14 protein-coding genes are annotated in these 13695 nt (G+C 62.5%); 10 read left to right on the top strand and 4 right to left on the bottom strand.

Features of this window, described 5'->3' with window-relative positions; translation table 11 throughout:
• Positions 1-7 precede the first annotated feature (7 nt).
• The 5 genes from A4R29_RS23625 to A4R29_RS23605 are packed head-to-tail and all read left to right on the top strand — an operon-like array spanning position 8 to position 3938.
• Positions 8-955 (top strand): FliM/FliN family flagellar motor switch protein, encoded by a 948-nt coding sequence (locus A4R29_RS23625; protein ID WP_063173008.1) that lies wholly within the window; start codon positions 8-10, stop codon positions 953-955.
• Positions 956-971: 16 nt separating this feature from the next.
• On the top strand, positions 972-1358 hold the full coding sequence (fliN, locus tag A4R29_RS23620) for a flagellar motor switch protein FliN (protein ID WP_023809994.1): 387 nt from the start codon (positions 972-974) through the stop codon (positions 1356-1358).
• Between the two features lie 43 nt (positions 1359-1401).
• Positions 1402-2412 carry a flagellar motor switch protein FliG gene (locus tag A4R29_RS23615; protein ID WP_013529806.1) on the top strand — a complete coding sequence of 337 codons (1011 nt, stop codon included), beginning with the start codon at positions 1402-1404 and terminating at the stop codon, positions 2410-2412.
• 9 nt (positions 2413-2421) lie between these two features.
• On the top strand, positions 2422-3504 hold the full coding sequence (flhB, locus tag A4R29_RS23610) for a flagellar biosynthesis protein FlhB (RefSeq protein WP_063173007.1): 1083 nt from the start codon (positions 2422-2424) through the stop codon (positions 3502-3504).
• Entirely contained in the window at positions 3501-3938 is a 438-nt protein-coding gene (locus A4R29_RS23605) for a hypothetical protein (protein ID WP_024502682.1), read from the top strand. The genes flhB and A4R29_RS23605 overlap by 4 nt, the downstream gene beginning before the upstream one ends.
• A gap of 34 nt (positions 3939-3972) precedes the next feature.
• On the opposite strand, the gene A4R29_RS23600 is transcribed toward A4R29_RS23605, so the two are convergent.
• From A4R29_RS23600 to A4R29_RS23585, 4 genes are all read right to left on the bottom strand, one after another.
• Entirely contained in the window at positions 3973-4743 is a 771-nt protein-coding gene (locus A4R29_RS23600) for a helix-turn-helix transcriptional regulator (RefSeq protein ID WP_027161441.1), read from the bottom strand.
• The gene (locus A4R29_RS23595; RefSeq protein ID WP_013529810.1) at positions 4740-5450 is read right to left on the bottom strand and encodes a helix-turn-helix transcriptional regulator; all 711 of its coding nucleotides are present in this window, start codon (positions 5448-5450) and stop codon (positions 4740-4742) included. Before A4R29_RS23595 ends, A4R29_RS23600 begins: the two co-directional genes overlap by 4 nt.
• 551 nt (positions 5451-6001) lie before the next feature.
• Positions 6002-7033, bottom strand: coding sequence for a histone deacetylase family protein (locus A4R29_RS23590; RefSeq protein WP_013529811.1), 1032 nt, complete (start codon positions 7031-7033; stop codon positions 6002-6004).
• 26 nt (positions 7034-7059) lie between these two features.
• Complete coding sequence (locus A4R29_RS23585) at positions 7060-7821, bottom strand: TetR/AcrR family transcriptional regulator (RefSeq protein ID WP_244506862.1); 762 nt, start codon at positions 7819-7821, stop codon at positions 7060-7062.
• Between the two features lie 154 nt (positions 7822-7975).
• Here A4R29_RS23585 and A4R29_RS23580 point away from each other — a divergent pair, with 154 nt between their 5' ends.
• The 5 genes from A4R29_RS23580 to A4R29_RS23560 all read left to right on the top strand — a co-directional run bounded on the left by A4R29_RS23580 (position 7976) and on the right by A4R29_RS23560 (position 13665).
• The gene (locus tag A4R29_RS23580) at positions 7976-9655 is read left to right on the top strand and encodes an amidohydrolase (RefSeq protein WP_063173006.1); all 1680 of its coding nucleotides are present in this window, start codon (positions 7976-7978) and stop codon (positions 9653-9655) included.
• Positions 9656-9796: 141 nt separating this feature from the next.
• Positions 9797-10891, top strand: coding sequence for an ABC transporter ATP-binding protein (locus tag A4R29_RS23575; RefSeq protein ID WP_013529814.1), 1095 nt, complete (start codon positions 9797-9799; stop codon positions 10889-10891).
• A gap of 2 nt (positions 10892-10893) precedes the next feature.
• On the top strand, positions 10894-11814 hold the full coding sequence (locus tag A4R29_RS23570; RefSeq protein ID WP_013529815.1) for an ABC transporter permease: 921 nt from the start codon (positions 10894-10896) through the stop codon (positions 11812-11814).
• A complete protein-coding gene (locus A4R29_RS23565; protein ID WP_013529816.1) occupies positions 11807-12607 on the top strand; it encodes an ABC transporter permease in 801 nt (266 codons plus the stop codon). Before A4R29_RS23570 ends, A4R29_RS23565 begins: the two co-directional genes overlap by 8 nt.
• Before the next feature lie 23 nt (positions 12608-12630).
• Positions 12631-13665 (top strand): ABC transporter substrate-binding protein, encoded by a 1035-nt coding sequence (locus A4R29_RS23560; RefSeq protein WP_027161445.1) that lies wholly within the window; start codon positions 12631-12633, stop codon positions 13663-13665.
• Positions 13666-13695 lie beyond the last annotated feature (30 nt).

Raw genomic sequence — 13695 nt, 5'->3', positions numbered from 1 at the left:
CACTGTCATGACCAGCCTGGGCAGTCCAGCGGAAGCGCGCTCGCTGATCATCGAGCGTCTGGTCGGCGACAGCGGCGAGGCCGCGCAGGTCATCGACGCAGGCCGCGGCATGGCCGAACGCGCCGTGCCGCTGCTGCAGAAAAGCCTGACCAGCGAGTTTGGCGTTCCGGTCGTCGTCGATCTCAAAGCGATCGAGGTCAGCCGCGTTCCCGAGGCGCGTTCGCGTGCCGGCGACACGTTTGCGATGACCGTGATCGGCTCGTCGGCGTCCTCCGATGCGATGACCCTGGTGATCGATGCTCCGGCGATCGCCATCATGGTCTGCACGTTGTTCGGCGGCGACCCGGATCTGCCGGCATCGCCGATCGAACGCGATCTGTCGCAAATCGAAATCGATGTTTCGACCATGGTGTTCCAGCAGGTCGCACAGGCCCTCAACGGATCGGGAAAGCGTTCGCTCGACCTGCGCCTGCCCGCGCCGCGGGCAATGTCGGGCATCGAGGCGAAGCGGTACGTGCTGCGCGATGGCGCGGCAATCCGCATCGTGCTTGGCATCTCGACGCCGGCCGACAGTGGCACCGTGACGGTGACGATGCCGCAGCGCGTCGTGCTGGCCAGCCGCGACGGAGCCGTGCCTGTCAGCGACGACGATCACGGCCCCAGCTGGCGCGCCCGCTTCTCGGAAGAGGTGATGCGCTCCACCGTGGCGCTCGAGGCCACGATGCCGCTGGCGCGGCTGACGCTCGGCGACCTCGCCGGTTTCGAAATCGGCGACGTCATCGAATTCGAGGAAACGGCCCAGTCCCAGGCGCGTCTCAGCGCACGGGGCAAGACGCTGTTCGTATGCGAGTTCGGCAAACTGGGACAGAATTACACCGTCCGGATCAGGCAACCTTACGACGCCGGGCAGGACTTTATCGACGGGCTGATGCCGGCTGCCGCCGGACGCGCCTGAGCATTTGGAGACGATCATGGCCAAAACCAAGGCGGAAGCCGACCTCGACCAGCCGGACGAGCAACTCGACCGTGCCATCGAAGAGTTGCGCGGGGTCCTGCATGAAGAGGAGCAACGCCCCGATGCGGCGTTTAGGGCGGCCTCGTCGGCCAATTCGAGCGTGATCATGAACATCCCCGTCGATGTCCAGATCATCCTCGGCAGCACCGAGATGCCGGTCTCCGATCTGATGGCGCTGCAAAAAGGGTCGACCGTGGCGCTCAATCGCCGCATCGGCGAACCTGTCGACGTCGTGGTCAACGGCCGCAAGATCGCGCGCGGCGAGATCACCGTTCTGGAAAGCGATCCGTCGCGCTTCGGCATCAGGCTGACCGAAATCATCGCCGGCACGAAGGGCGCCTAGACATGGTTTGCGGGGCTTGCCGGTGGCAGCGGAGGCGAGTGGCATGACGACGCCGGTGACCTTGACCCGCGCGCAGAAGGCGGCCGCCATACTTGTGGCGATGGGCAAGCCGTCGGCCAGCCGCCTGCTGAAATTCTTCAAGCAGGAAGAACTGAAGGCTCTGATCGAGGGCGCCCGGCTGCTGCGGACGATTCCGCAAAGCGATCTTGAGCGCATCGTCGCCGAGTTCGAGGCCGAATTCACCGAAGGGGCGGGATTGCTCGATTCCGCCGACAGGATGGACACCATCCTCAACGAATCGCTCTCGCCCGAAGAGATGAGCGCGATCATGGGCGACAGGAAATTCGAGGTCGCACCGGAAGGCCCGCCGCCGATCTGGCCCGAGCTCGAAAAGCTCGAGCCGGCGCGGCTTGGCGCCTTCCTGGCCGGTGAGCATCCGCAGACAGCGGCCATGGTGTTGTCGAAGCTGGCGCCGCAGGTGGCGGCGAGCGTGCTGCTGACACTGACCAAGCCGATGCGTGGAGAAATCATCAAGCGCATGGTGACGATGGCCAACGTTCCCGACGCTGCCGCCAGGATCGTCGAAAACCGGCTGCGCACCAGTGTGCTGGCCGAAACCTCGACCAAGGATACCTCGGCCGGACAGGCGCGTGTCGCCAGCGTCCTCAACGAACTGGACAAGCCGCTGCTCGAGGAGGTGATGCAGGATCTGGAAGCCGCCGGCACGCCTGATCTCGACGGCGTGCGAGCCCGGCTGTTTGCTTTCGACGATCTGCCGCTGCTCACCCAGAAAGCGCGGGTGCTGCTGTTCGACGGGCTATCGACGGAGCTGGTCACGCTGGCCTTGCGTGGCACGTCGGCCGCCCTTGCAGAATCGGTGCTGTCGGCCATCGGCGCCCGCTCGCGGCGCATGATCGAAGCCGAGCTCGGGCAGGGCTCGGACGGGATCCCCCTCGCCGATATCATGGCGGCCCGCAAGACGATCGTTACGACGACGATCCGGCTGTCGCGCGAAGGCGCCTTCGAACTCCCCTCGACCCAAGACGCCGCCTAGGACCGCGCCATGGCTGACGTGGTCGACAAGGATTCGAAAACCGAAGAGGCGACGGAAAAGAAGATCCGAGACACCATCGAACAGGGCAAGCTGCCCCATTCGCGGGAGACAGCGCTCTTTGCCTCGTTCGTTGCCATACTGGTGTTCACTGTCTTCTACGCCAAGGATGCGATCATCGATCTCGGCATGTTCCTGTCGATGTTCCTGGAGAAGCCGGAAGCCTGGCCGATGGACACCGAGACCGACGTCATCGCGCTTTACAAGATCGTCCTGCTCGAGGTCGGCCGCGCCGTCCTGAGCTTGATGGTGCTGCTGACCGTCGCCGGCGTCGGCGCCTCGGTGTTCCAGAACATGCCGCAATTCGTAGGCGAGCGGGTCCGGCCGCAACTCTCGCGCATTTCGATCGCCAAGGGTTGGAACAGGCTGTTCGGCATCCAGGGTTGGGTCGAGTTCCTGAAGTCACTCGGCAAGGTCGGGTTTGCCATCGTCGTGCTGAGCTTCACCCTGTCGGAAGACCACCGCAAGCTGCTCGCCGGGATGATCACCAATCCGGTCGCCTTCGGTCTCGTCATCCGCGGCATCGCCGTCGACATCCTGGTAGCGATCGTGTTTGTCATGGGGTTGATCGCGGCGGTCGACATCGTCTGGTCGCGCTTCCACTGGAAGCAGGATCTGCGCATGAGCAAGCAGGAGGTCAAGGACGAGTTCAAACAGTCCGAGGGCGACCCGATCGTCAAGTCGCGGCTGCGCTCCCTGGCGCGCGACCGGGCGCGCAAACGGATGATGACGGCGGTGCCGCGCGCGACGCTGATCATCGCCAACCCGACGCACTTCTCGATCGCGCTGAAATATGTGCGCGACGAGGACTCGGCGCCCATGGTGCTGGCCAAGGGCCAGGATCTGGTGGCGCTCAAGATTCGTGAGATCGCGCGGGAACACAACATCCCGGTCTTCGAGGACGTGGCGCTCGCCCGCTCCATGTACAAGCAAGTTTCGGTCGATAATGTGATCCCGTCACAATTCTACCAGGCCGTCGCCGAACTGGTGCGGATCGTCTACTCGAAAAAGGCTGAGCGCAGACAGATTTCATGAACCGGCAACCGCACGCAAAATCCCGCGAGATCATCGTCGCCAGCGCCATCGAGCAGGTGGTGGGCGAACTGAGGCTGATCGATGTCGCCGACTACATCGCCTTTATCCGGCTGGAGCATTTCGCATGCCTGTCGGACTTGGTCGATTCAGCGGTTGAGTTGTTCTTCATGCCGGGCACTCTGCGGCTCGGCCATGGTGGTGAGGCGCATGTCGACTGGAGCGGCAGCCCGCGCATCGTGCTCGATCTGGAACTGAGGCCGCCCGGCGTCACCGTCTATTTCCAGCTGACGCTGAGCGAGCTCGGCGCGTCGGTGGCGGTCAACTACGTATCGTTCGAGAAGCCGGGCGAAGACCCGGAGCGCAACACGGCGCTGCTCGAAGCGGTGATCGAAGAGGCGCGTATCCGCAAGGTCGAGCCGCTGGCCTATCGCTGACCGTCGGTCGCTTTCGAAGCGCTGCCGAATTCCCCTATTCGATCAAGCCCAGCCGCAGCGCCTTGGCAACGGCCTGGTTGCGATTGACGGCGTTGAGCTTCTGGGTCGATTGGGTCAGATACTGGTTGGCGGTGTGCACCGACAGTTTCAGGAGTCGCGCGATCTCCTCGCTGGTGTTGCCGTTGGCGGTCAGCTTCAGGCATTCGAGTTCGCGCTTGGAGATTGCACGCATGCGGCCGGCATCGCCCGGACGGATGCGGGCGACGGCGGCGAACAGCGAAAAGCAGCGGGCGTGTATTTCGTAGAGCGCATCCTGCTGCAAGGTCATCTCCGAGCCCAGGAACACGACAAGACCGCATTGGCCGCGGTCGGCGTGCACGGGAAAAGCGATGCCGCTGGTTCCGGGCACCAGCGCCGCCATCCGCTCGGTCCAGGCGAAATCGCCAAACAGCTCCGCCGTGGCAGGGACGCCGTCATCCGTCCACCAGCGCGGTTCGGTCGAGATGCGGGTGTGGCGCACGATCTCCTCGCCGTTGGCGCCTGAGATGAACTTGGTCGCCACCGCAATGCCGGGATAATCGGAATCGAAGCATGGCACGAGCCGCGCCCGCTCGGGCGAGGGGCTTACGAAGAAGAGGCCGAAAGCCGAGGCATTCATGTCGACGGCGATCCAGCGGCAGCGGCGCACGGCATCGGGAATGGTGACCGCGTGATGGGTTTCGGAGCCAAGGGTGAAGGCCCCGAACGGGTTGCGCTGCTCGTTGAAAAGGGCTTCGGCCGTTTCCTTGATATCGGCGTGTTTCAAATGATGCCGCTCCTGATCGCCGTGGCGATGGCCATCGCGCGGTTGCTGGCCGCGAATTTCTGGATGGCGTGGGTGATGTAGCTGTTGACGGTGTTGGACGAGACGCCAAGGATGACGGCGACCTCGTCGGTGGTCTTGCCTTCGGAAACCCAGAACAGGCATTCGCGCTCGCGATCCGACAACGGGTCCTGCATGGCGGCGGCGGCAATCAGTTGCGGGATGTGCGAGAGCGCGTAGCAGCATTTCAGCTGCGCGCGCATCAGCGCCGGCTGGTCGATGCTGCCGGCGGTCGCCGCAGAGAACAGGGCAAACAGGCGCTGGCGGCCGACATTGAGGCGCAGCGAATAGATTTCGGCATGGCCGAGCACGTCGAGAAGGCGGGCTTCCTCGCCGGTGACCAATCCGTCTGCTTCTGGTGCCCGAGATGCCACCAGGGGCTGTGGGCGGATGCCTGGCGCGACGGTGAGCGCGCCTTGCGCAAGCCCGGCGATCAATCGCTTGCCGATCAGCTCGATGGCATCGAAAATCCAGTTGGAGGAGACGATGCGCGCATCGTTGCGGTCCTGGTCGTGGACGATGGCGACCAACATGTAGCTGTCGGCGCCGATCTCGGCGGTCAATTGCATGAAAAAGCTGGTGAGATCGCCGCGCGACGTCAGGCGCGAGCCCAATGTGTCGGATTGAAGACGTGCGGCGGGACTGCTCATTCTTGTTGCTTTTGGCCGGAATCGTTTCTGCTGTCCGGATACTGGAAGCCAGCCGCCGAACCCGAATACGCATTACTTTGACGAAGACACACGCGTGGCGCAGGGCTGCACCGAACCAAATCCCGAATCCATTCAGGGAACGCGAAGCCGTCCGCGTCTGGTGCCGGAAAAGCTCCGGAACAAAAGACTTTGGGTGGTCGCCGCGCCCCCCAGGACCGGCTGATTCGGGTCTAATCTACCCGCAGTTGAATCTGACATCAAACGCGATTTGACAAAATCGAATCCGCTGGACTCATGTGCGACTCACAAGTCGGTTTTCGCGCCCTGGACAGAAGACCGGGACGCGAAAATCTTCGCCGGCCACCTCGGCGGCTGGTCGATTTCGCCAGGGTCGGGAGCATTGGACAGACGGGCGCGCCGGTTGCTGTGCCGAAGACTGGTGCCTTGGCCCGATAGTGGGAGCCGGGCGATGTTGCCGCCCGGTCCCGGTGGTCCTTTGCTTATGCCTGTCGTTGTCCCAAAATCGCCAGATGCTCCTGGACGACAGGCATTTACCGATCCTCGAACCCGGTCAGCACGCCGACCGCGTTGATGCCGATCTCCTCGACGGCATAGCCGCCTTCCATGACGAACAGCGTCGGCAGGCCGAGCCTGGCGATGCGGCGGCCGATCTTGGGATAATCAGACGTCTTCAGCTTGAACTGGCTGATCGGGTCCTTCTCGAACGTATCGACACCCAGCGAGACGATGACGACATCCGGTGCATAAGCGGCGAGCCTGCCGCAGGCATCCTCGAGCGAGGCGTTCCATGCATCCCAGTCGGTGCCGAAGGGCATCGGATAATTGATGTTGAAGCCTTCGCCGGCACCCGCGCCGCGTTCGTCGGCATGGCCGAGGAAGAACGGGTACTCGACCATCGGATCGCCATGCAGATTGAGCACCTGGACGTCGGCACGGTCGTAGAAGATCTCCTGCGTACCGTTGCCGTGATGGTAGTCGACATCGAGGATCGAGATGCGTTTGGCGCCGTGGTCGCGGAACCATTGCGCGGCGACGGCGGCGTTGTTGATGTAGCAGTAGCCGCCCATGAAGCCAGCCCCGGCATGGTGGCCGGGCGGACGGCAGAGCGCGAAGGCGGAAGCCTCGCCATCCTTGAGCAGGCCGGCGGCGGTCAGCGCTACGTCGTAGGAAGACTTGATCGCGGCCCACGTGCCTTCGACGAAAGTGGCGCCGGCATCGAAGGAATAATAGCCGAGCAGCGCGTCGACGCGCTTTGGCGGCACGTCGCCGCGCAGGCCGCGCGTCGGCCAGGTGAAGGGCATCGCCGTGCCTGTGAGGCCTGCTTCCAGCCATTGCGGCCAGACCATCGGGAGAAAGTCGATATAGTCTGATTTGTGGATGCGCTTGGCGGCGGCGAGGTCATGTTCGTGCGGCGCGATGATGGGACCCAGTTTCTCGCTTTCGACCCGTGCCTTGATGAATTCGGCCCTCGATGGCTTTTCGAAACCCGGCACGATGGCTGATGTGACCAATTCCATTTGACCGGCATGGCCGGCGTGAAGGGGGGAGAAAACAGTCTTCATAAATTCCTCTCGAAGTGCGAAATCAGTCAAGATTCAAGATTGAGATAAGGGCTCACCAGAGCGAGCCACATTCTTTCCACATCGTCCTCGATGAGGTCGTATGTCTTGCGGTCTCTTTTCAGCCCGACAAGCCGGCAGGCGTGCCCGACGTCCATCATCAGCACGCCGAGCCGGCTGGCGATCTTGTCTTCAAGCGCCGGGTTCACATGCTGCAGCCATGCGGCGTAGAGCGCGATGATCTGCTCGTCATATTCGTTCTGGATCGGCCTGAGGTCGGCGTTGCCTGAAATGGCCTCGATCACCGGCATCAGGCTGGCGTTTTCGAGGTAGAGTCTGGACGTGTCGATGAAGAGCTTGCGCACTTCCTGCCGAAACTCTTCACGGTTGGTGGGCGGGGCGACCTTGATACGCTTGGCGATCACCTCGGGAAAGGATGACAGCCAGCGCCGGGCGAGGTCCAGAAGAATGGCTTCCTTGTTGGGAAAGTATTGGTAGATCGAACCAACCGACAAGCCTGCGCGCTGCGCAATGGCGAGCGTCGTCGGCGTTTTGGTTCCTTGCTCCCGCGTCAAGACCAGCGCTGCGTCGAGAATCCGGTCGACCACCTTGCTGGAGCGTTGTTGCCGCGGCTGTTTGCGCGGTTCGAGCGCTATCCTGGTTTTGCGGTCGAGACTGCGCTTCACCGTCCGATGTCCTCGTTCCCCGCCCGGTCTCAACATGGTGGGAGCTTGCTGTCCACGATACATTCCAGATTCGGTATGTTGACAAACGCGAATAATCAGTCGCATTCTTTATCCACGCTGCCTCTTGGGATGACAAGGGGAATTTCCAAGACAGCGCGCTGGCATTCCTTTTCGTCCCATGGCGCCGCTCCGGTGGAGTGGCAGGTCGTTGGCCAAGAGGTTGTCGGTCTCAGTCAGTCGTCAAAAGCGCGGAGTCGCGATGTCTGTCACAGGTGCAGGTCACAATGCGGATCTGATCGTCATCAATGGTCGTGTACTGACCATCGACGACGACAATCCCACCGCCGAGGCCGTCGCCGTCAAGGACGGCGCAATCATCGCCATCGGCAGCCGCGCCTCCATCGAAGAGTTCAAGGGACCGGCCACCAAGGTAATCGACGCCAAGGGCGGCTCCGTCCTGCCGGGTTTCATCGAAGCCCACATGCATCTGTTTTCGGGCGGGGCTGAACTTGCCCACCTTCAACTCACCGGTATCCATGGCTTCGAGGCGCTGCAGAAGGCGATCCGCGACTATGCGCCTACCCGGCCCGACGCGAAGATGCTGGTCGGCCAAGGCGTCGACTACACCGTGCTCGGCAGCGAGCGCGTGACGCGCCATCACCTCGACGCCATTTTGCCCGATCGTCCGTTCTGCATGGCGGCGCCCGACCATCACACCATGTGGGCCAACACCCAGGCGTTGGAAATGGCCGGCATCCTGCAGGGGCGCACGCTCGGCCCTGGCAATGAGATTGTCATGGGTGACGATGGACTGGCCGCCGGCGAATTGCGCGAAGGCGAGGCCTTTGGCCCGGTGCTCGACCTTGCCGGCGAAAGCCGGGTGCGGCTGGGGCTGTCGACCGGCGGCGAGCCGGACCCGATGCCGACGGCGGCCGAGCGGGACGCCGACCGCGACATCATGCGGCGCGGGCTCGCCTGGTGCGCCCGCCACGGCATCACCTCGATCCAGAACATGGACGGCAACCTCTATCAGCTTGAGCTGCTGGCCGAGATCGAAGCCGAGGAAGGCTTGCCCTGCCGCGTCAAGATCCCGTTCCACTACAAGAATTTCATGACGCTCGACATGCTCGACAAGGCATCTGATATGGCCGAAAGCTACAACAGCGAATGGCTGTCGTCGGGCATGGTCAAGGTGTTCTACGACGGGGTGCTCGACTCCTGGACAGCTGTCATGGTCGAGCCATACGCCGACCGGCCCGACTGGGTGGGCGAGCCGCTGTTCACGCCGCAACAATTCATCGATCTGGCCGTCGCGGCCGACAGGCGCGGGCTGCAGATCGCCGTGCACTCGATCGGCGACGGCGCGGTGCGCGCGGTGCTGGACGGTTATGAGGCGGCGCAGAAGGCGAACGGCAAGCGCGACAGCCGTCACCGGGTCGAGCACATCGAGGTCACCACCACATCGGATGTGCCGCGTTTCGCAGAACTCGGCGTCATTGCTTCCATGCAACCGCCGCATCCGCCCGGCGCCATGGATTTTCCGCTGGAGCCGACGGTGTCGCGCATCGGGCCGGCACGCTGGCCGCTGAGCTATGCCTGGCGGACCTTGAAGGATGCCGGCGCGCATGTCGTCTTCGCATCCGATTGGCCGGTGTCGCCGATCGATCCGATCCTGGGCATTCAGGCGGCAGTGTTGCGCAAACCATGGGCAGAAAGCGACCCGGACCAGAGTTTCTCGCTGCATGAAGCGATCGCCGGTTACACGATCGAGGGCGCCTACGCCGAATTCGCCGAGCACCGCAAGGGTACGCTGAGATCGGGCTACATGGCCGATCTGGTGGTTTTGTCGATGGATATCGAGAACACCGCCCCGGCCGATCTGCACAAGGTGCGGCCGGTGACGACGATTTGCGGCGGCAAGATCACCTATCAGGCCTGACTATGGCATGGGGCTTGCAGGCCTCAATGACTGACTGAACTGTGACCCAATGCCGGGCTTGCCAACCCACCGGCCATGTGGTCACATCGAACAGGGGAAGAGCTCCGCCAGCAAGAGCGGGGTCAACAGTGAGGCGTAATCGTGCCGGACAAACCGGATCGGAATGCGATTGAAGTAGTAAACGTCAGCAAAATTTTCGGATCAGGTGAGGGGCAGGTGGCTGCCCTCGACACGGTCTCGGTATCTATCCGCGAGAACGAATTCTTCACGTTGCTGGGGCCATCCGGCTGCGGCAAGACGACGTTGCTCAGGCTGATCGCCGGCTTCGATTTTCCAACCGCCGGTGAAATCCTGCTCTACGGCCAGGACATCGCGCCGCTGCCACCCTTCAAACGGCCGGTCAACACCGTTTTCCAATCCTATGCGCTGTTCCCGCACATGACGGTCGCCGACAATATCGGCTTTGGCCTGGAAATGCTGGGTAAGCCGAAGGCCGAGATCAAGGCGCGCGTCGCCGAGATGCTGAAGCTGGTCAAGATGGAGGCACTCGCCGGTCGTCGCACCAGCCAGATCTCCGGCGGCCAGCAGCAGCGCGTGGCCTTGGCCCGCGCCTTGGCACCGCAGCCGAAGGTGCTTTTGCTCGACGAGCCACTGTCGGCGCTCGACTACAAGCTGCGCAAGGAGATGCAGATCGAGTTGAAGCGGCTGCAGCACGAGACCGGCATCACCTTCATCTTCGTCACCCACGACCAGGAAGAAGCGCTGACCATGTCCGACCGCATCGCGGTCATGTCATCGGGCAAGATCCTCCAGGTCGGTTCGCCCTGGGATATCTACGACAAGCCGGCCGAACGCTTCGTCGCCGACTTTATCGGTGAAACCAACTTCCTGACGGCCGCCATCAGCGAGATGGCCAACGGCAAGGCGCGCGCCACGCTCAAGTCCGGTGCGACCATCGAGGCGACCGTGGCCCAGGGTTTCCAGCCCAAGCCCAATGCCACGGTCGTGGTTCGGCCTGAACACGCCAAGCTGACCAAGGCCAAGGGCGAACTGTCGGGGAGGGTCGATAATATCGTCTATTTCGGTACCGACACCCACATCCATGTTCATCTCGACAGCGGCGAACTCTTCACCGTACGCCAGCAGAACACGCGCAGCGCGGGCTGCGGTTTCGAGAAGGGCGACGCGGTCGGGATCCTCATCGGCAGCGATGCCGCCCAGGTCCTGAAGGACTGACGATGGCGACCGCGGAAGAAGTCGCCAAGGCAGCGGAGCGGCGCGATGTCCGTGACCGCTGGCTTTTGTCAGCACCAGCGCTGCTGGTCATTTTCCTCGCCGCGACCGGCCCTTTGCTGATCGTGCTCGTGTACTCGTTCCTGACGCCAGGCTCCTATGGCGACGTGAAGTGGCAGTTCTCGCCGGAAGCCTGGATAGCGGTGTTTCTGGAACGCGATATCTTCGACGACACGCTTTCGATCGCCGCCGCCCACGTCACCATCTTCCTGCGCTCGATCAAGCTCTCGGTGGTGACGACGATCGCCACCTTGGTGCTTGGTTTCCCGACCGCCTATTTCATGGCGACGCGCAGCGAAAAGACCCGCGATCTCTGGCTGTTCCTGATCACCATTCCGTTCTGGACCAACCTTTTGATCCGCACCTTCGCAGTGCTGCAGATCATCCGCAACGAAGGCATCATCAACACAATGCTGCTCAAGCTCGGCATCATCTCGGCGCCGATCCAGATCCTCTACACCGACACGGCGATCCTGATCGGCATGGCCTATGTCTACCTGCCGCTGATGGTGCTGCCGATCTACGCCAGCATGGAAAAGCTGGATTTCCGGCTGGTCGAGGCGGGCTACGACCTTTACGCCACGCGCTTCCAGGTGCTGCGGCGGATTATCTTTCCGATGGTCAAGCCGGGCGTCATCGCCGGCTCCATCCTGGTCTTCATTCCAGCGCTTGGCGCCTATGTGACACCGAGCGTGCTTGGCGGCGGCAAGAACATGATGCTGTCCAACCTGATCGAATTGCAGTTCGGGCAGGGCCGCAACTGGCCACTCGGCTCGGCGCTGTCGATCGCCGTCATGATCATCGTCATGGTGGCGCTGCTTGCCTATGTGCGCAATGCCGGCAAGTCGGGGGTGCGTCATGGCTAAGAACTTTTCCATCAAGCACCAGCCAGGATTCAGCGCGATCGCCGCGACCTGCTTTATCGTGCTGTATCTGCCGATCATTGTGCTGGTCATCTATGCCTTCAACGCGGCGAGCTCGACCTCCGAATGGGGCGGCTTTTCGCTGAAATGGTTCCAGTCGGCATGGCAGAACACGCAGGTCGTCGATGCCACGCTGCGTTCCTTCCAGATCGGTTCCATCGCGGCGGTGCTCTCCACGATCTTTGCCACCATGGCGGCGCTCGCCACCACCCGCACCGCGTCCTATCCCGGCCTCACCTTCAAGTATGCGGCGATCAACCAGCCGCTGATGGTGCCCGAGATCGTCACCGGCGTGGCGCTGCTGATCTTCTTCTCGCGCATCAAGATCTTCACCGGCTATTCCGGCATCGGCTATCTGGTCGCCGCGCACACGGCGTTCTGCATTCCCTTTGCCTATTTGCCGATCCGGGCGCGGCTTGAGAATATGGACCTGACGCTGGAGCGTGCCGCAGCCGACCTCTACGCGACGCCCTGGAAGACGTTCCGGCGCATCACGCTGCCGCTCCTGTGGCCCGGCATCCTGGCCGGGCTGATGCTGGCCTTCGTCATCTCGCTCGACGACGTCGTCATCACCGAGTTCGTCAAATCGGGCGGCCAGGACACGCTGCCCACCTACATGCTCGGCCAGATCCGCCGCGGCATCACACCCGAGATCAACGCGATATCGACCGCCTTCCTGCTGCTCTCGGTTGCCATCGTCACGTTGTTTTTCTTCGTCAGCAGGAAACGAGACTGAACCGAAAAATGGGAGTTAAAACCATGAACTGGAAGACAACAGCAACCGCCATGGGGTTGGCGTTGCTCGCCTCGACGGGCCTGGCCCGCGCCGACGGCGTGCTCAACATCTACAATTGGGGCAACTACACCAGCCCCGACGTGATCAAGAAGTTCGAAGCCAAATACAACGTCAAGGTGACCATCACCGATTACGATTCCAACGACACCGCGCTGGCCAAGGTTCGCCAGGGCGGCACCGGCTTCGACATCGCGGTGCCGTCGCAGACCTATGTGCCGATCTGGATCAAGGAAGGTCTCCTGCTCGAGACCGATCCGGGCAAGATGGAGAACTTCAAGAACGTCGCGCCGGAATGGGCCAATCCCGAGTTCGATCCGGGCCGCAAATATTCGGTGCCGTGGGCCTGGGGCACGATCGGCGTCGTCGTCAACACCGATGCCTACAAGGGTCCGGCCGACAGCTGGGGCATCGTCTTCAACACGCCAGACGAGCTAAAGGGCAAGGTCAACGTCGTTCCGGAGATGGGCGACGTCATCTTCGCGGCGATCAAATATGTCGGCGGCCAGCAGTGCACCGACGACAAGGCGGTGCTGAAGAAGGTGCGCGACCTTCTGGTGGCGGCCAAGCCGAACTGGATCGCGATGGAATACAACACCATCGAGAAGATGGGCGCCGGCGATTTCAAGGCGACCAGCGACTGGAACGGCTCGGCGCTGCGCCAGCGGCTGGCCAATCCGGCTATCCACTACAACTATCCGAAGGAAGGCTTCGGCCTGTGGAGCGACAACGTCGTCGTTCTGAAGGAAGCCAAGAACGTCGACAATGCCAAGCTGTTCCAGAACTTCATCATGGATCCGGAAAACGCGGCGGGCCTCTCGGCCTTCCACCGCTATGCCAACGCCATCACCGGCTCGGACAAATACATGCCGGCGGACATGAAGGATGCGCCGGAAGTCGTCATTCCGGCCGATGCCAAGCCGAAAGGCGAATTCCAGAAGATGTGCCCGCCGGAAACGCAGGAACTCTACACCAAGATCTGGACCGAACTGCAGAAGTAATCGCTGCATGAGAGACCCGGCGGCACATGC

It is taken from the genome of Mesorhizobium ciceri biovar biserrulae, from assembly GCF_001618845.1.
GTDB classification, from domain to species: domain Bacteria; phylum Pseudomonadota; class Alphaproteobacteria; order Rhizobiales; family Rhizobiaceae; genus Mesorhizobium; species Mesorhizobium ciceri.
Note: the sequence above shows the minus strand (reverse complement) of the source record. Positions and strands in the feature narration are given on the sequence as shown.